General features: G+C 43.5%; 13 protein-coding genes. 1 reads left to right on the forward strand and 12 read right to left on the reverse strand.

The window, feature by feature from the left end; genetic code table 11:
• Positions 1–11: 11 nt before the first annotated feature.
• The gene (locus DWW77_RS05060) at positions 12–1,379 is read right to left on the reverse strand and encodes an ABC transporter substrate-binding protein (RefSeq protein ID WP_118608162.1); all 1,368 of its coding nucleotides are present in this window, start codon (positions 1,377–1,379) and stop codon (positions 12–14) included.
• Positions 1,380–1,552: 173 nt separating this feature from the next.
• Here DWW77_RS05060 and DWW77_RS05065 point away from each other — a divergent pair, with 173 nt between their 5' ends.
• Entirely contained in the window at positions 1,553–2,293 is a 741-nt protein-coding gene (locus DWW77_RS05065; protein ID WP_118608163.1) for a helix-turn-helix domain-containing protein, read from the forward strand.
• 145 nt (positions 2,294–2,438) lie between these two features.
• On the opposite strand, the gene DWW77_RS05070 is transcribed toward DWW77_RS05065, so the two are convergent.
• The 11 genes from DWW77_RS05070 to DWW77_RS05120 form a co-directional block, all read right to left on the reverse strand.
• Positions 2,439–5,138: a GH36-type glycosyl hydrolase domain-containing protein gene (locus DWW77_RS05070; protein ID WP_118608164.1), complete on the reverse strand. Its 2,700-nt coding sequence runs from the start codon at positions 5,136–5,138 to the stop codon at positions 2,439–2,441.
• Positions 5,139–5,234: 96 nt separating this feature from the next.
• The gene (locus DWW77_RS05075; RefSeq protein ID WP_059086721.1) at positions 5,235–7,649 is read right to left on the reverse strand and encodes a glycoside hydrolase family 94 protein; all 2,415 of its coding nucleotides are present in this window, start codon (positions 7,647–7,649) and stop codon (positions 5,235–5,237) included.
• A gap of 145 nt (positions 7,650–7,794) precedes the next feature.
• Positions 7,795–9,147 carry a vWA domain-containing protein gene (locus DWW77_RS05080; protein ID WP_118608165.1) on the reverse strand — a complete coding sequence of 451 codons (1,353 nt, stop codon included), beginning with the start codon at positions 9,145–9,147 and terminating at the stop codon, positions 7,795–7,797.
• A complete protein-coding gene (locus DWW77_RS05085; RefSeq protein WP_118608166.1) occupies positions 9,144–10,154 on the reverse strand; it encodes a leucine-rich repeat protein in 1,011 nt (336 codons plus the stop codon). Before DWW77_RS05085 ends, DWW77_RS05080 begins: the two co-directional genes overlap by 4 nt.
• 188 nt (positions 10,155–10,342) lie before the next feature.
• A complete protein-coding gene (locus DWW77_RS05090) occupies positions 10,343–11,752 on the reverse strand; it encodes a serine hydrolase domain-containing protein (protein ID WP_015526178.1) in 1,410 nt (469 codons plus the stop codon).
• A complete protein-coding gene (locus tag DWW77_RS05095) occupies positions 11,745–13,124 on the reverse strand; it encodes an APC family permease (protein ID WP_021652086.1) in 1,380 nt (459 codons plus the stop codon). Before DWW77_RS05095 ends, DWW77_RS05090 begins: the two co-directional genes overlap by 8 nt.
• Before the next feature lie 176 nt (positions 13,125–13,300).
• Positions 13,301–13,945 carry a GntR family transcriptional regulator gene (locus DWW77_RS05100; protein ID WP_059086720.1) on the reverse strand — a complete coding sequence of 215 codons (645 nt, stop codon included), beginning with the start codon at positions 13,943–13,945 and terminating at the stop codon, positions 13,301–13,303.
• Positions 13,946–14,087: 142 nt separating this feature from the next.
• Positions 14,088–14,480, reverse strand: coding sequence for a VOC family protein (locus DWW77_RS05105; RefSeq protein WP_015526181.1), 393 nt, complete (start codon positions 14,478–14,480; stop codon positions 14,088–14,090).
• Between the two features lie 93 nt (positions 14,481–14,573).
• On the reverse strand, positions 14,574–15,794 hold the full coding sequence (locus tag DWW77_RS05110; protein ID WP_015526182.1) for a PfkB family carbohydrate kinase: 1,221 nt from the start codon (positions 15,792–15,794) through the stop codon (positions 14,574–14,576).
• Positions 15,795–15,808: 14 nt separating this feature from the next.
• Positions 15,809–17,167, reverse strand: a complete 1,359-nt coding sequence (locus DWW77_RS05115; protein WP_015526183.1) for a GntP family permease — start codon at positions 17,165–17,167, stop codon at positions 15,809–15,811.
• Positions 17,168–17,230: 63 nt separating this feature from the next.
• Positions 17,231–18,847: a mannitol dehydrogenase family protein gene (locus DWW77_RS05120; RefSeq protein WP_118608167.1), complete on the reverse strand. Its 1,617-nt coding sequence runs from the start codon at positions 18,845–18,847 to the stop codon at positions 17,231–17,233.
• Positions 18,848–19,270 lie beyond the last annotated feature (423 nt).

The following is a 19,270-nucleotide window of genomic DNA, read 5'->3' on the forward strand; positions in this document are numbered from 1 at the left end:
TCATGTGGTATTTATTCCGGCCACTGGATCTCTGTGATCTCCGGATAACGCTCCTGAATAGCTGTCTCAAAGTTGGCTTTTGCTTTGTCAAAGTCTACTTTACCCTGGAAGTAATCACTGAAAGCGTTCTGGATCAGCTCTACACAACCCTGGTCATATGCGGAAAGCGGTGCAATCTTGATATTCTCTGCAACCGGTGCAAAATACTCAAACGGGTTCTGTCCACCAAGGAAATCAGATGCGAAATCTGCATTTGTAGCTGCATCTTTCATACCGGATTTTGTATTTGTAAAATCAGAGTATTCTTTGGAAATCTTAAGAAGATTATCCTGATTTCCCGTCATTGCCAGGATAATATCTTTGACATGTTCCGGATTATCTGTTCCTGTTGCAGCCTGAATGTAAGAGCCACCCCAGTTGTATTCCTGCGGAGGATTTGTAACAGCCCAGTCACCTTCTGCTCCATCCCAGTTTGGTTTCAGAGTAAAGTCGATACCCCATGCCGGGAAGAGGAATGCGAATACCTTGGACTCAGAACTCATTGCCTTGTTCCAGTCATCGTTCCACTGACCTTTTACAGTTTTGTTAAGATAACCTGCATCCAGCCACTCTTTGGAATCTTTTACCCAGTCCATGATCTTTGAATCTACTTTGATCACAGAATCACCGGACTCTACCCACGGATTCTCAATGCTGTTTCCATATAAACGAAAAGTGTCTGCATAAGAAGCAAATGTATAATATCCTTTTTCTTTCAGCTGAGCTGCTGATTCTTTGGCTGTATCCCAGTCTTTCATCTTCTCGCCAACTTCTTTCGGGTCATCAGTACCGAAAACATCTTTCGCAATGTCACGACGATATACAAGGACACCCGGGCAGCACTGCCATGTGGCGCCTCTCTGTACTCCATCCGCATCAGAAGCTGTTGTTTTCGTGAAATCATACTGATCTGCAAGATCCTTGTCCGGATCAATGCCAAGATCAGTAAGAGGCATTGCAACATCTGCATCTTTGTCTGTATATTTGAATACATAATCTGTCTCAGAAAGGAATATGTCTACCTTATCATCTGCACTTGCATCAGCCTGGTTGAGAAGTGCCTCATCCAGTTTCTGCTGATATACGCCATCCTGGTTCGGATTTACGATCCAGTGGATCTCTGTACCATCTTTCAGTTTTGTAACTGTACCATCTTTGGAAGTGGACTCTACTTCCGGATAAACAGCTTCCAGTCTCTGACGGAACTCATCATTCCAGGAATAAATATTGATCACTTTTCCCTCATCCGATCCTTTTGCAGATACACAGCTTACATTTGCTGCCATCATTCCACAAACCATTGCTGCTGCAAGGATCATAGATACCGCTCTTTTTTTCATAGTATAAATCCTCCTTTTTCTGTAGCATCCCCGATGCTTTACCTTTGATGATAAAAATATACCATTTTTTTATCTGCGATTATATTATTAATCTTAACAAAATGTCAGATTCATGTCATAATATAAGAAACCAATACATTCCTTAAACACCAACATATAAGGAGGATATCAATATGTCCATTTCCCAAGACTGGATTACTAATGAACTGGAAGATACAGAACTGGAAGCTCTTCATCGCTCTCCCTCTGTGGAATATTCTTTTTACAATGCCGTAAGAGCCGGTGATATGGAAGCTGTAAACAAAAACTGCGAGGAAGACTCTTTTCTTCATCTGAAGGGAACCGGTATCCTCTCCAAAAATCCTCTGACCAACCTGAAGTATCATTTCGTTGTCACTACTGCCATGCTCACCCGTTACTGTATTGACGGTGGACTGGAGTCTGAACAGGCATATCGTCTCAGCGATTTTTACATTCTGAAAATGGATTCCTGCACCACTGTACGCCAGATTGCAGATCTGCATCATATTATGGCCAGAGATTTTACCGGAAAAATGATCCTCCAGAAAAAAAGCTCTATTCTTTCCAGACCGGTCATGCAATGCGTGGACTATATTTACGGTCACATTAAGGAGCGTATCACCATTCAGGATCTGTCAGAACATACCGGACTCTCTCCCAGTTATCTGTCCAGAGTATTCAAACAGAATCTTGGAGTATCCATAAGTGATTACATCCGCGAGAAAAAAATCGAAAAAGCCACTCACCTGCTCCGATACTCTGATAAAGCAGTAGTTGATATCGCCAATTATCTGAATTTCTCTTCACAGAGTCATTTTATCCAGATCTTTGAAAACTTCACCGGCCTTACCCCAAAGAAGTACCGTGACAAATATTACAAATCCATGTGGTAAACATCCTTATTATTATATTATTATGGCTGATATTTTTTATCAGCATCAAAAACGACATCCCGCAGCTTTTTACAACTGTGGGATGCCGTTTTCCTATTGATACTTCTGTTTCTGTAATTTAACAATTATGTATAACCGATTTCTGTTACATCAGTTCCACTTTGATCCTGTGTGTTTCTTTTACAGAAAGCTTTTCGAGCAGTTCCCGCTCTATACGTACACAGGTACTCTGTTTGTTTTTCATTTCCTTTTCATCGCACCATACTGTTTTTATTTTATATTCTGAAGGAAGTTTTTTCTCCGGATTGCAGATACAGATCTCCAGCTTTCTTCCGGCAAATTCCATAGTAAGAGATGCCTGTCCATTCTCATTATACTGCTTCGGCATCAGTGCCGGCGCGATCACCAGATCTCCAAGATCTCCTCTGACGCCAAATACCTCTGTGATCATAGTCAGCATATACCAGCTTGCAGCACCGGTAAGATATGCATACAATCCTCTTCCCTGATTATCAAAATATTCCGGAATTCCAGGATACATCCTGCTGTTCTCAAAATCCATGGCAGCGTCCAGAAGCGTTTCCAGAACCTTATGTCCTTCTTTTGCATAGCCGTTTTTATACAGTGCATTGCCATACATAACAGCCATATGAGAAAATACCGCTCCGTTTTCCTTTTCTCCATAAGCAAACCCGAACATTCTTCCCAGATCAAATTTTTCTTCATGGAAATTGGTATTCAGGCGATATCCTCCTGCCTGACGGTCAAAAAGATATTTATCCGCACTTTTACAGATAGACTCAATCTGATCTTTCTGTGCGGTTTTACTCATGATCGCAAATACCTGACTGGTAAGCATCATACGTACCTGGCTGTTTTCTGCCCTTTCCACAGGACGTTTATGATCATCATAATATCCGTTGAACCAGCCGTTTTCTCCGTCTTTTACCCATTCTCTTCTGCGGATGTTTTCCATCATCCAGTCTGCCTTTTCATCCAGATTCCGGCTAAGCTGGTCCAGACGGATCACAATAGTATTTCCGCTGATATCATGTGCACATTTTTCTGTGTACTGTCTCAGAAGCTGCTGCTTTTTCTCCGGGCTTTCATAAAGCTCACGGTCTCCGGTAAACAAGATTTCCATTTCTTCCGCAACTTCAATCCTGTCAAACATTTCCTTTTCCTGAAGTTTTCTCAGATATTCTGCGATGTTCTTCATATTTCCAGCATATGCACAGGTAAATGCCACACTCTCACCATTTTCCCATGCCATATCCATGGCATCGTTCCAGTCTGCCCCGTGAAGTTTCATCTCGTTGTGCTCTCCTACATCATAAAAAGCACAGAGATTTTCCAGCAAAATGTGTTCCAGAACCGTTCCGTAATAAATCTCACCGGATTCTGTTTTCTGATTTTCTCCATAGGCACTGCTCCATTTTTCATCATGCGCAGTTCCTCTTTTTGTCTGAAGATCCTTGAAATATGGAATCTTCTCAAAAAGGACATTCATATCCCCGGTCTGATCCATATAAAGCTGCGTTGTCACAAATGGCCAGAAAGCATGATCCATCCACACGCGGGCAATGTTGTTACGGTCTGCGATAAATTCACCCTGTCTGTTTCCGATGATCGTGGCATTGGTTCCATCGATGCGTACTCCACCGTAATTATCGACGATCATCTGACGTACAACAGAAGGATCCATGATCAGAAGTGCCAGACAGTCTTGCCAAAGATCACGCCAGCCTCTTCCACCTTTTCCATAATCATGATACGGGAGGAATGAACAACCGTAAATTCTTCTTAATATCGGCTGGAAACAGATCCATTTCAGATAATTATCTCTGTCCTCATCACCTGTCTCAAAAGAAACATTCACTTTTTCTGTCCAGTGTTTTTTTACATGTTCAAATTCTCTTGCAACCTGTTTTTCAGTTCTGTAAAACCGTGCAGTCTCCTCCGGCAGCTGATTTTTTTCAGATATTCCCGCTGTCACAACATATACAGCTGTTTCATGTGGTCTCAGAACCCTGGATGCAAAACGAATACCACCGACAGCTTCCTTTCCTTCAATTTCTGTTCCTGCCGGAACACCTTTTTTCTCTTCTCTGACCACCTCCGGAATCAGGAAAGAACCGCCTTCTCCGATAAACATTTCCACATCAGGATAAAAGCTTTCCGGTTCCGTTCCTTCGCCTTCAGATCCATATACAAAATATGTAGTATTATTCTTCTGATGACCTCTTTCATCAAAAGAAAGCACCGGTTTTACTTCAACACCGTACTCCGTTGTTCTTATCCTGTGCAAAAGGGAAGTCACATGCCTGTGATCTCTGAGATTGTCTGCACTTCTTCCATATACAGGTATTACAGCAACCGGTGTGATCTCCTGTTCTTCCTCTTCAATATTGGTAATCTTTACAAGATGGACCTCCGCATCACCTTTCACTGTCACAAAAGACAAAATCTCTGACTGAAGTCCGTATTTCTCAGAAGTTCTGTGCAGCTTCTGCCACATAAATCCGGCTTCCAGGCTGCTTTTATCCTGTTTATCAGTATATTTCTGAAATTCCTGTTCTGCCGAAACTCCGCATGCTGACCAGTAACCTTTTCCTTTTATCTTGCACCAGAAATTTCTGGTGTTTCGATTATTATGAAGATTCTCAATGCTTACCGGTTCCAGCAGAAAATGATTCTGATCCAGTTTGCTGTCTCCTCCCAGAGAAGGGGTGATCGCGGATTTCAATCCGTTTTCTCCGGCCAGAGGTATATATAAACCGCTGTAATTCTCCGGATTTTCTATGGAAAAGCTTCCATTTTTATCCTGAAATTTTATATATTTCATTCTGTGATCTCCTTCCTGCCAAAATAAAACGGTATTTATATTCCATTTTACTTTGTATTCATAAATGTGATCTCCTCGCAATTTATATCCATTATGTCATGACATATAGAATTCAATTTCTGTCTCACCGGTAAGTTTCTCCTGCGGAATATAATTACCCGGAAGTTCTTCTCCATTTACATAGAGTTTTTTACATCCAGCTTCCACATGTCCCGGATTCTTCACAGTGATATGGAGATGACATCCACGGAAATCCTTGCTTATCTCAAACTTCTCCCATTCTTTTGGAATCGATGGTGCTATACGTAAGCCATAGAAATCCGGACGCATGCCAAGAATTCCTTCTACACATCCTACCATCACAGTAGATGCTGTTCCTGTCAGCCAGTGCACATGAGATCGTCCGAAATTCGGGCTTGCTTTTCCTTCTGTAAACTGTCCATAGCAGTATGGCTCCAGCTGTCTGATCTCAGCCCTGTCATTCTGCGCTGCCGGAGCATTCTCCAGGAAATAATTAAATGCACGCTCACCATGTCCGCAAAGTGCTTCTGCCAGAATGAGCCATCCCTGTGACTGTGAAAAGATTCCCGCATTTTCCTTTGTTCCTGCATTGTAGATAACCGCAAGTGCTCCGTCGAAAGCATTTGCATGATATGGAGGATCCATAAGGATTGCACCGTATTCTGTATTCAATCTTTCATAAACCATTTGAAGGGCCAAATCTGCCTGCCGCTCTGTTGCAAGGCCGCTGATCACAGCCCAGCTCTGTGGATTCAGCCACATATTTGCCTCCGGGTCAGTTCTCTTTCCGATAACCTCTCCCCGCTCCGTAAACCCACGGATAAAACGATCTTCATTCCAACAGAGTTCCTGGATCAATTTTCCAAGCTGCTCTTGTTTTTCTTCCAGGTATTTTATATATTTTTCATCTTTTTTGTACTTTGCAAACTCTTTCAGGATAGTCATTGCATAATAGAACTGTAATGCAACGAAAGTAGATTCCCCATCCTTTCCAAGTCTCAGACAATCATTCCAGTCTGCATAAAGTCCGGCCGGCATTCCATGTCTGCCAAGATGGTTCATGGAGAAGTCAATAGCTCTTTTCAGATGCTCGTATACAGTTCCTTCATCCTTGTTTGCAAACGGGATCACTTCATCGATGAATGCAAAATTTCCTGTCTCTGAAATATATTTGTATACAGTAGGGAACAGCCAGAGTGCATCATCTGCGCGGTATGCCGGATGACCGGTTTCCTGTACATAGGACGCATCATCCGGTGTATCCTCATGTCCCGGATTATGTGTGAATTTCACAAGTGGAAGACCGCCGCCGTTATCTACCTGTGCTGACAACATGAAACGGATCTTATCCAGTGCCATTTCGGGTGCAAGATGGATCACACCCTGGATATCCTGTACAGTATCACGGTATCCATATCCGTTACGAAGTCCGCAATAAGTAAAAGATGCTGCACGTGACCAGATAAATGTCATAAAACAGTTATATGCGTTCCATGTATTGATCATGGTATCGAATTCCGGACTTGGTGTTCTGATCTGAAAATGTGCAAGCTGTCCGTGCCAGTAACTGATCAGTTCTTCAAGCTCCACCGCGCATGTTTTTTCACAGTCTGCATAATGTGCTATAATCTCCGCTGCTTCATTATCCTCCTTCATTCCTGCCAGAAAAGCCATTTCCCGACTTTCTCCCGGTTCCAGAGTAATTACAGTTGAAAGAGCTCCACAGCTGTTTTCATTATAATTTCCCTCATTACATAATACTCCGGCTTCAACCCCTGCTGGATTGTTGTATCCGTGATATCTTCCAAGGAATTTTTCCCTGTCACCACACCAGGAAGAAACCTTCTCTCCAGCCAGGCCGAAGAATCGGTTGAACACGTTCTTGTTATCAACCTCTTCCCCATCCTTAAGGCCGTCCAGATTCGCATGGATCATCTGACGTACACGATCTCCACAGAATACTGTTCTTGTAATATACTGGGAATACTGCAGATTCACCTGATCCTGTTCATAATTGCTGTTATTTGTAAACTCTGCATATCCAGTCACACTGATCTCACGTTTTCTGTCTGAGCAGTTGGTAACTTTCAGATTCCATACCTCGTAGGACTGCCCAAGCGGTACATAGTATCTCACCTCTGAATGTATCTCGCTGTAATCTGCCATCATTTTAGTATAGGCTGTGCCATGATGACATTCACTTTTATACTCACTGAGATCTTTGCCAACCGGCTGCCAGGATGCTGACCAATAATCTTTTGTGTCATTATCCCTGAGATAAATATATCTTCCCGGCTGATCAAACTGATTAAAAATATATCTCAGGATTCTGCCGTTCGCCCCGGATTTTGCAAAGCTGTATCCCCCTGCATTATTGGAAACGATTGCTCCGTATTCCGGCGATCCCAAATAATTCACCCACGGAGCAGGTGTGTCCGGCCTGGTAATCACATATTCCTTTTTTTCTTCATCAAAATACCCATATCTCATGCCATACAATCTCCTGTTCTGTATATTTTCCGTAACATTGTCTGTTGTTACCTATTTTCTACACTATAACTGATATGCAGATAGCAATATACAAAATAAAAGATTAAAATATCAGATTCATGACATAAGATATGGATATAATTCTTTACAATTCTTCCTCCGTGATCACCAGCTTCATGGCCCAGGCCGGGATATCCACATCCTCAGGCTCCTGCTCCATAAATACAAATGCTGTCCGGTATGGCGGCATCTTTGCCGGAAAAAGCCCGTATCCGTCTGTAAAATACACCAGGCCCTTAAGATTTTCAAACTCACGTTTTTCCATCAGCTCTTCCACATAAGCAAAAGCCGGACGGAAATCTGTACCTCCATCACCGTAAAGTTCCAGGCTGTTCATATACTCCTGCAATTCCTCTGCACCGGTGATCTTTACATCCGAATGCACCTTCTCATCACACTGGATAATGTGTATATTTACCTTCTGGAAAAAATTCCCGCTGTCGCTTAAGATCCCATAGGTTTCCTCCAGAAATCTCTGTACCAGTTCTCCTGAACAGGACATGGAGGTATCGATCACAATGACAAATTCCGAAACTTTTTTCACTTCTCTGGTTTCCAGGGGTTCGATCAGCGGCATATTCCCGTAAAGGGAAAGCCCGTAGGTATAAAAATTATAATCAAAGCTGTCCGGATCCACAGTCAGTTCTTCCCGAAATACTGCAAACTTCCGCAGAAATTCCCGATAATCATATCGTTCCCGGTTCTCTATTTTCAGCTGGTCCAGAAAATCTCCGTCCTGCTCTCCTGACTCTCTGGAAAAAGTCCCTAGGTCTGTTTCGATCCCATCGCTGATATCTCCCCATTTTTTACTCATCAGGGGATTGGGTTTCCGGTCGGGCTGCTGGTTTGCCCAGTATTTATGGTCGTCCACGTAGAACTCTTTTTCAAGCTGTGCCAGTTCTTTTTCCTTCAGAAATTCTTCTTTCAGAATCTTGTAGATTCTCTCTGCATTCAGCGTCTTCTTTTCCTTTTCCAGAAGACGGTAGGTTTCCCTCCGGAGAAGACTTCTGGAATATCGGACTGAGCGGTGATAGATCCCGTCGATCATATGCTCCACTGCAATATCGCAGCTTAAATTCCACAAACGCGTCTCTATTCCCGGCTTCCCAAAGTGCCGGAAAATGCAGTGAAATACCATATGGAGATATCCTCGATTCACAAGAATCCTGTTTTCTTTATAAAGCCCGCCAAGCTGTGCCGGATGGAAGTACATCACAGCCCCGTCTGTTCCAAACGGACTGACCGAACCATCCATCTGATAAATAAAGCTGCTCAGCGCCACATCCAGAAAACGCATGCCAAGATACAGCTCGTCTCTTGCCGCCCGGAGGATGCTGCTGCCGATGTCCTGGAGACGCTGGGCTGCCTCCTGGGAATTGGATCCCTGACCGGGCAGGAAGTTATTTTTATTGTTTTCAGTTGTTTCTATATCACTCATAACTGAAACTTCTTTCTCCTTTTAACAGGGCACCTCTCATTTTCTGTCTCCCCGGCCACCTTCTGCTCTTCCTTCTGCATCCGGCTGCGTTCATTCATCAGAAATGCGGAAATCTCCATATCCTTCTTCCCGGACGCCACATCAATACTATGTTCCAGGCCCTCTCTGTTCCAGAGTTTTTCCCGAGAAAGCAGCTCCAGACCATTTAAGCTTCCGCTTTCCACCAGAAATTCCCCGATATCCTTAAGATTTCCCCGGATATAATCCTCATACTGCTTCTTCGCCTTTTTACTCAGTTGCCACGGATGACAAAGTCGTCCGAAGCTCATATCAACCAGAACCTCCAACTTATCCATTACCACTGCCATATCAAACAGGCTGTCATACTCTGCGAAATCCAGTTCTTTGCTGTAGAAGCATTGCCGGTAATTGGTCCCTGAGCCATGATACTCCGTAAACAGAATTCTCGCAGGCGTATTCTCCACCGCCTCATCATAATGCTCCGGAAAAACCATATGCGCACGTTTTCCACCTGCCTCACCATTTTCATACAGAAAATCCACATCGATCTTCTGCCACAGCTCACCGAGGATCTCCTTTGCACAGGACTTGAGCCCTTTTTTCTGATGGATCACAAGCTCCTTCAGCCCGCTGCAGCCCGTAAACGCCCCGGTTCCCACCTGCATCAGCGTATCCGAAAATTCCAGCCGTTCCAGTTTTTTGCATCCATAAAAAATATATCTTCCGATTTCCTTCAGTGTATCGGGAAAAACGATCTCCTGCACTTCCTCCCCGGCAAGAAGTCTCTCTTCTCCGAACGAAATTACATCTTCGCTCTCCCAGGTTTCTGCATCTTCTTCTCCATCCTTATGTGCAGAAAACGCATACGGCGCCGCACTGACTACCGGAAGACCATTGATCTCTTCCGGCAGCACGATCCGGTCATCGGTACCATAACACCGAACGATCTCTATTGCATTATTTTTAATTCTGTAATGTATTTTCATCGTACACTTTCTTCCCTATGTCACAATAATAAAAATTTCTGTTTCCTATTGTAGACTTATTCCAAACAAAAAACAACCCATCGGACCACTGATGGCAAGTCAGTATCCTGCGGGTTGTTCGTTTCTTTTATCATAAGGTTGGAGGAATTGCTATATTTTTATCGGTCTATACTTTGAGTTTTTTCTCTTCAGGATTTAAAGTTTCCTGTAAACTTCCATACCATATCCGGCTGTTCCGGAAGATAGGTAACGTTAGGTCTCCAGGTCGCGATCACGGTATCTTTAGAATTGACCCAGAAGGAATACTCTTCCCTGTAGGAAGTGTTGAGCAGTCCCACAGACAGATATAACGTTTCCTGATCCATTCCATAAGCAATGCTGTGATATCTCTTTGTAAAATCATCCGGATAAAGATCGTTCTGTTTCCAGCTCTTAAATCCTGCATAAGCAATCTTTTTCTCACCCTGGACTATCATTTCCAGACGCAGTTTACATCCTTCCGGAATGATCTTTGCACTTTCAATGTTTCTCGGATTTTCTGTAAAAATAATCTCCCGGTTAAATAATCCACTGAGTTCTTTTTCCGCAGTTTTCAGTCTGCCTTCCGGCTGTGGCAGAGAAAGGCTTTTTATTTTTGCTTCCAGATATTTCTCTCCTTCTTCCCGTTTTTCTTCCGGGCAAGGTATGGAAACTGCTTCCTTCATATATTTAAGGCAGATATCTGCCGCAAGATATTCTCTCGCACCTGCGGTAATGCCAATGGCAACCGGAAGTTCCCGGAAGCACACCAAATACTGTCCAAATGCTCCTTCTGCCGCAAAGATCTCTTTTCCTGCTTTGATGTGATATGCATAATGAGTCAGTGCTTTTTTCTCATCTCCGGGAATTACGACTCTTGACTGTCCCATCTCTTCGATCCACCACTGTGGCACCAGCTGCTCACCCTTCCAGTTTCCTTTCTGGAGAAGGAGCTGTGCCAGTGTGGAAATCTGATCTGCGGTCAGATACATGCCCCAGCCGCCAGTATTATGTCCCTCAGGACTTGTAAGCCAGTTGATCTTTCCAAAACCAAGTTTGTCAAAAACACGTTTCTGCATAATGGACAGACAGTTTTCACCCATAACTTTGGTCACGATCCTGGAAAGTGTATAGCTGCATCCGGAATCATAATGAAAAACTTTTCCGATATCTTCTTTCAGCTTAGGCTGTCCAAGCCAGTTCTTCTCCCAGTCTTTTTCCAGTCTGGAAAACCATACATTATTACAGCATTCCGGGGAACCGGCCTGCATGGTAAGAAGATCATATACGGTAATATTTTCCAGGGCTTCATCATATTCATCCGGAAGATCTTCTCTCACATAATCCAGAAATTTATCCTCCAGATGAAGTTTTCCCTCATCCACCGCAAATCCAACACAGATACTTGTTCCGATCTTTGATAAAGAATGCAGCATCTGCGGCTCTTCCATTGAGAAAGGTGCCCAGGCTCCTTCAACAACCTTTTCTCCTTTATACCGTACAGAAATACTGTGTAATTCTACGGTGTTCTCAAGTTCCTCAAGCATTTTTGCCAGCTTGAACGGATTTAATTCATTCATTTTTTTCCTCCTCTGCAGGCTGCCATATGGATGTCTCGATACGGATTCCACCTTTTCTGGTGAGATATACACCAATCAGGATCAATGCAACCATAACTATAACAGCAGATACTGCATATACAAGTTTAATACTGAAAATTCCTTTTATAAAAATAATCGTGTAAATGATGATACTGATGGTACAGAATACGTAAAGTCCTGCACTGGAAAGGTGAAATTTGTTCTTCTTCCAGGTATCCGGATATTTCTTCGGAAGACGTGAAATTGCATACACAACTGTAACATTCATAAAAAATGTGATCACCTGGAAAATATTTGTGATCGTCACGATACTCATATCAAAAATGATCGGAAGCAACACTACGATCAGTGTGTAGGTATAGATCAGGTACGGTGCTCCGAAACGGTTTTCCTTCAGAATTCCTTTCGGCAGCCATCCATCCTTGGCAGCCTGAGCGATCGGATATCGTACATCATTAAATACACCATTCAAAGTAGTGATGATTGCCATGATCGGTCCGCCGATCATAAAAAGTTTATACACAATACCAGGAAGGATCTCCTGTGCTGCCGGAAGGATTGTTTCCACACCTGCAACCTCATCGTGAGGAAGCACCCCACCTGTAACCATCGCAAGGCCCACATAAATAAAAAGCAGACATGGCACGCAGGACATTGCCGCAAACGGAACATCTTTCGTTGCTCTTTTCGCGTCTTTACCATACCACAGAACATTGTAGTAACCATTTGCGGAATTGATAAGAAGAAGTGCCGCCAGCATAAAGCCTTTAAAGCCGCCGGTAAACATCTTATCTCCTGAAAAATTAAAGATCGGCTGTCTGATCTGTGTAAGTCCGAAAACAACATACAGAACCATTGTGATCAGAAGAACCGTTGATAATATCTTGCTTACCTTTGCAAAAATATCCATTCCCAGAAGATTCAGAACAAACAGGATAACAACACCTGCGATTGCCAGTGCTTTCACTGTAATTCCCGGGAGGAGATTATTCAAATACAATCCCAGTGCCAACGCAAAAGAACTGTTGAGGATCGGCGTTACCAGTTTCGTATAAGCTACCAGACCTCCGGTGCTGACTCCGGAAAGGTTCGTTACGATGGAATACGGGCCTCCTGCCACGCGCATGGTCCCACCAAGAATAATATACGGAAAAACCATAAAGAATCCCATGACAATCGCTGTCAGATAAGCAAGCCATACAGAATAACCGGTATAAGCCATTGCCGGTCCGATCAGAGTTACCATTCCGGAGCCGATTACCATTCCTACTGCGATCGCAAAAAGATCACTACGCTCAAGTATACCCGGTTTCGGTTCCGGCTTGTTCACAATTATGTTCTTGTCGTTCATTTCATTGCGCCTTTCTTTACTTTTTTACTTTTTATTTTTTATTTTTTATATTGTATACATAAAGAATAGTGAAAAACGCCGTAACTGTCAATAACAATTAACAATTTCGGCGTTTTGTAAAAATTATCTGTTCTGTTTTTGTATACTTTTTACAGAAAAATGGTGATTTCTACAGCCTAATTATACCGTTGCACAAAGTTCTCACAACTGCTTTTTATATGTTTCTGCATACGCAGATAACATTCCATAGCATCACCTTTTCGAATACTTTCTACAATTTCCTCATGCTCTTTCAGAGATTTTCTTACGTACTCTTCTTCATTTACCAGTACGCCTCTGGACAGTCCGTTCCACAGTTCTGACAGCATATTTTTAAGTTTATCATTTCCTGCTGCTGTCCATAATTCCATGTGCAAAGTCTGATTGAGACTTGAATAACTTTCAAAATCACCTTTTTCTATCTCTTCTCTGGAAACCTTGAGGATCTGATCAATCCTCTGAAGATCGATCTTATTTTCACAACACAAAACACAGGCTTCACTTTCCAGTGCCGCCCGCACCTGAAAATGTTCGCGGATCGTTTTTTCATTCACTCCAAGAACTACTGCACGTTTATTTCGCTCCAGTTCCAGAAGTCCATCTCTTGCCAGAATCTGAAAGGCTTCTCTTGTAGGTGTAATGGACACTCCAAGTTCCTGCGCAGTACTTTCCAGTGTCAGAATTTCCCCCGCCGGAATTTTTTTTGAAAGAATTGCCTCTCTGAGATTCGCCGCAATCTTTTCTCTTATGGGTAAAGTCTTTATTGGTTTAAGTCCCAGCATGTATATACTCCTGTTCTTATAGATCTTTTTTATTTAGATGAATATTAACAGTATTCTATTCTAGCGTATTTTTACTGTATTGTAAATTCCCATTAAGACAGGTACCCACATTCTTGCAGGAGACTTAACTGACTTACACATTTTATAAATACTGGCTGAACTCCACCTTCTCCTTATTCGGTCCCTCAATAGTAAAGAACTTCACACCATTCTCCCAGAACGGCAGAAAATGCACCTCGTCATTGGTGGTATTCAGTCCTGCTGCTGTCACCAGCTCGTGGACTTTCTCCACATCCTTCACATCAATGGCAACATGGTCAATGGCGCCGGATTCCATTTTTGCTGCTTTGTTCTCGTAAGTCTCGATCACAAGATTTCCAAGCTTCAGGAAAGCAACCTTCTCATTGGCAGCCTCGTTCACCGTCTGGAAAGCGATCTTAAATCCCAGTGCCTCATAAAATTTAATGGTTGTCTCAATATCATTGGTTGGCACACCTACGTGCTGAACTCCGTTCATCTGATCTTTTAAATTCATTTCAAAACCCCATCCTTTCATAAATCTGACATACTCATAAACACAATCGCTTCGCAATTTAGATTCAACTCTGCTACAGTTTTATGAATACGATCACTTTGCAATTCTGCGTTCCACCTGTGCAAGCTCCGGCATTGCCGGGATCGCACCTTTTTTCTCCACGCAGAGACTGGCCACTGCATTGCCGAAACGGGCAAATTCCTTCAGATCCTCCTGGGTCAGCTCGTCCAGATGTTTCTCTGCTGTGCTGACTTTGTACAGGAAACCGCCCCAGAAAGAATCTCCGGCTCCGTTCGTGTCTGCGATCTGTTTCACTGCAAATCCCGGTACCATACAGCCGCCATCCTTGCCGTAAAGATAGGCTCCTTCGCCGCCAAGTGTAACTGCCACAACTTTCACGCCCTGGCTGTACAGTGCTTCTGCTGCTTCCCGGACATCCTTATGATCTGTCAGAAGTTCTGTCTCTTCATCCGAAATCTTCATAAGATCCACATAGGGAACCAGGCTTCTCATATGCTTCTTCGCTGTCTTTTCATCCGGCCACAGAGATGCACGGTAATTGGGATCGTAAGAAATCACGCTGCCCTTGTTTTTTGCTCTTTTTACCGCATAAAACGTGGTATCTCTTGCAGGCTGATCCGTCAGGGACAGGGATCCAACATGAAAAATATGGGTATGATCCAGCACATCCACATCCACTTCTTCCTTCTGGATCTTCGTATCCGCTCCCGGTTTTCTTGCAAAAGAGAAAGTCCTCTCTCCAGTCTCGCTGACTTCCACAAAAGCCAGTGTAGTAAAATAATTTTCATCCAGGAGCATACCCTTGGTATCCACGTTTTCTTTCTCAAGAACAGATTTCAGGAACTTTCCGTGCATATCTTTTCCTGCTTTACCGATAAATGCAGTATGAGCTCCCAGTCTGCTGGCTGCAACTGCAACATTGGCTGGTGCACCGCCCGGATTTCTGGCATACAGCATCTGTCCATCCTCATTGATATCCTGAGATGTAAAATCGATCAGGATCTCACCAAAGGTTGTGATATCATAGATGGATCTTTTCACAGCATCTCCTGTGTCCATAATAAGGTTCTGATCAAGCAGCTGAAAAAAGATCTTCTCGCATTCTTTCTCATTATCTGTATGTATATGAAGCTCTCCCTCGTCAAACTCAGGCATACTTAAGACACCAAGCATAGACTTCGCATTTACAACATAACGGCCATAACATAATTCTACATCACAGGGGATGGATTCTGCAATACTTACCAGCTTTCTTGCATTCTGCATTGTGCCTAAAATTACTTTTACTATCATTTTTGTCTACTCTCCTATGCAAACAGGCTGATCACAACAGCACAGACCAGACCTGTTACTCCTACGATGGTTTCCATCATTGTCCAGGATTTCAGGGTTGTTTTCTCATCAATCTCAAGAAGGGAACCTACCAGCCAGAATCCGGAGTCATTTACATGGCTGAATGCCGTTGCGCCTCCGTTGATGGCACAGACCATTGCTGCCAGATAAACCGGTGACAGGTCTGCAACTCCGGGCATAGCCGCCATAATTCCTGCTGCCATTGTCATAGCCACAACTGCCGCACCAACCGATGCACGGATCAGAGCTGCAATAAGGAATGCAACCAGTACAAGCGGAAGTCCGCTTTTTTCCAGGGCTGGTCCTATAATATTTCCCATACCGCAGTCCTGCAGCACCCAGCGGATGATACCTCCACCAGTGATGACCAGAAGAATCTGTCCGGTAGGCTTCAGAGAACGATCCAGGATTTTCTTAAGCTGCTCTCCATTATAGCCCTGCTTCTTTCCAAGAAAATACATGGCAAGCAATACTGCTATGATCAGTGCCACAAATGGTGTTCCCAGAAATTCCAGAACAGGACGTGCCGCGTCGATTCCCGGAATGTATTCAGAAACTGTATTGCACAGGATCAGTACCAGCGGAACAAGAATGATACATAATACTGTAGAAAATTTCGGCAGATTGGCTTCTTCTTCCTCACGTACCTCCTGGATATTGGAGGGCAGCCCTGTATTGATCTTTTTGCCGATAAATTTGGACCATAAGATTCCTGCAAAGATCAATGATAAAATGCCCACAGGCACACCTACCGCGATCATCACTCCGAGATCCACATTCAGCATATTTGCCACCAGAACAGATCCTGCTGATGGCGGTATAAATGCAAATCCGGTGGCAAGTCCGGCGAGAAGAGGAATCACATAATATAAAGTAGATTTCTTTGTTTTCTTCGCAAGTCCGAATGCCAGAGGGATCAGGATCACAACGCCAGCCTCAAAGAATACCGTAGTTCCTACCACAAGTCCTGTGATCCCAAGAGCGATTCCCGCTTTTTTCTCACCAAATTTGTTTATCAGTGTCTGAGCAACGCACTGTGCGCCGCCGGACACTTCCAATATCCCACCGAACAGAGAGCCCAGTCCGATCAGGAGTATGATTCCCTGTAAGGTTTCTCCTGCGCCGTTTTCCACAGTGCTTACCAGCGTTGGAACCGGCATTCCGGCGCCAAGCCCGATAACCAGTGCAGCGATCAGCAGGGATAAAACCGGGTGGATCTTAAATTTTATGATAAGTAACAATAATAATAAAATTCCTGCTGCTGCCGCGATCAACAGTCTTGCCGGGTCTGCCGCAAATACCGGTTCTGTCATCTTTCCATTTACCTCATTTCTCTTTATTCAATATTTACATAAACTGTTCTCGTAACCCTGGTTTTATTTTACATATTTATGAATAGTTGCCTTTACAGCTCCGGGGCCGACGATCATCTCACGGAACATATCCTCGATCTTCTCTCCGACACCATCTTTATAAAGGTCTGTGAAGAACAATCTCTCATTGGAAAGGATCGGCTTCAGCTGATCCTTGAAGGTTTCCGGTTTTCCGATCACGATATCGCCAAGCTGCTCTGTGATCTCCTCATTCATCGGGTCCGGTGCAAGCTCAAATTTGTTTCCTTCGTCATCTACAGCCAGCATGTATCTCAGCCAGCCTGCGATTCCCAGCGGGATTGCTGTCAGTCTGGAAGCATCTCCAAATTTCTTCACATATGCTTTTACAGTCTCACCGAAACGGATACCTACCATCTGGGACACATCTACAGCCAGACGAAGGTTGGTATCTCCAAGATACTCATTCGGGAAACGGTCATTAAAGAGTTCATCCACAAATGCCTGCGGGGAAAGGATTCCAGGATCTGCAACTACCGGAAGTCCCTCGTCATAAGCAACCATACGGGCCATTTTCATCATATCTTCGTTCGTGTTCAGCATATGTGCAAACAGATCATAGCCAAGTACCACACCAAGAGGGCCGGTTGCGGAATGTACAGGATTCAGGCATACGGTTACTTTCATTCTCTCGGAAAGATTGACGGTATTTCTGTCCGCCATATATACGCCGAAGCCTTTTTCCAGAGCAGGGCGTCCGTTAGGGAAGCTGTCCTCGATAACAAGATACTGTGGCTTCTCAGCATTAACAAATGGTGCTATGTATGTCTTCTTTCCTGTGATCACCGGCTGCATGTCTTCAACGCCAAGCTTCTCAAGGTCTGCTGCGATCTGCTCGCTTGGACGAGGTGTGATCTTGTCGATCATGGTCCACGGGAATGCAACCACCTTCTCGTCCGTTACATAATCTACGAAGCCATCATCTACGAAGCCCGCTTTATGCCATTCCTCTGTCATAGTCAGCACGGACTCACGAAGCTTGGCGCCGTTCTGTGAGCAGTTGTCCATGGATACCAGGGCGATCGGATATTTCCCTGCTTTATATCTCTCATTCAGCATAGCCACAAGAACTGCCATTGCTCCCGTTGCCTTATCCGGTCCGTTCTTAATATCTGCTTCCACAAACGGGAACCATGTTCCGTCTGCTTTCTGGAGTGCATAACCCTTTTCTGTGATAGTGAAGGAAACCAGCTGCAGGGATTTAGCCGCAAAAATTTCTTTCAGGCGGTTCCATTGTTCAGCATCAGAAGACTGTGCTTTCACTGCTTCTGCAAGTGCCCCAAGAACTTTGTACTCACGGGTTCCATCACCGTGAAGGATGACATTTAAGCCAAGGTTGTCATATGGCGCGTAAATCTTATCTACTACATCATAATCAAAGGTCTCTACACATGTGATGCCTCTGTCAAGAACTCCCCCTTCCAGAAGACCATCTGCAATACCTCCGATAAATACACGGAAGATATTTCCGATTCCGAAATGTACCCAGCCTGGCTCCTTCTTCGCTTTCTCAGTAACTGCCTCTACATCGTATCCTGGAAGATTGATGCCTGCTTTCTCCCATGCTTCACGCTCTTTGATTCCTTCTCTTGTTAATTTCATGATAGAACCTCCTTTTTTTCGTTCATTTCGTTATTTATGTCTTTTACTTATGTTTATGTCTTAACTGTAAGTAGAGTATAAAACTTTCCTTTTTAAAAATCTATTGGCAAAGCGTCTAATTTTACTCTTATTTTTTTGTTTACTTTTACCCGTTCTCCCCTACATTGCATTTCCCGCAAATTTATACTAAAATACATTTAACAAATGTAGCAAGAATTCTCTCACCTCTTCAGGTGGTGAGATGAATTGCACATCGGAGCATGTCTGCTCAAAAAAATCTCTATAGTATAAAAGAAACGCTTGTTCTCCCTTCCCTGATGTAGTATACTGAAAAGAACAATTAGTTCATAAATACATATCCGTTGATATAAGAAAAAGGATGATAAATATAATGGAGTTAGACCATGAAAGATGCATTCTGGG

Source organism: Ruminococcus sp. AF17-12 (genome assembly GCF_003479245.1).
Lineage (GTDB): Bacteria > Bacillota > Clostridia > Lachnospirales > Lachnospiraceae > Blautia_A > Blautia_A fusiformis.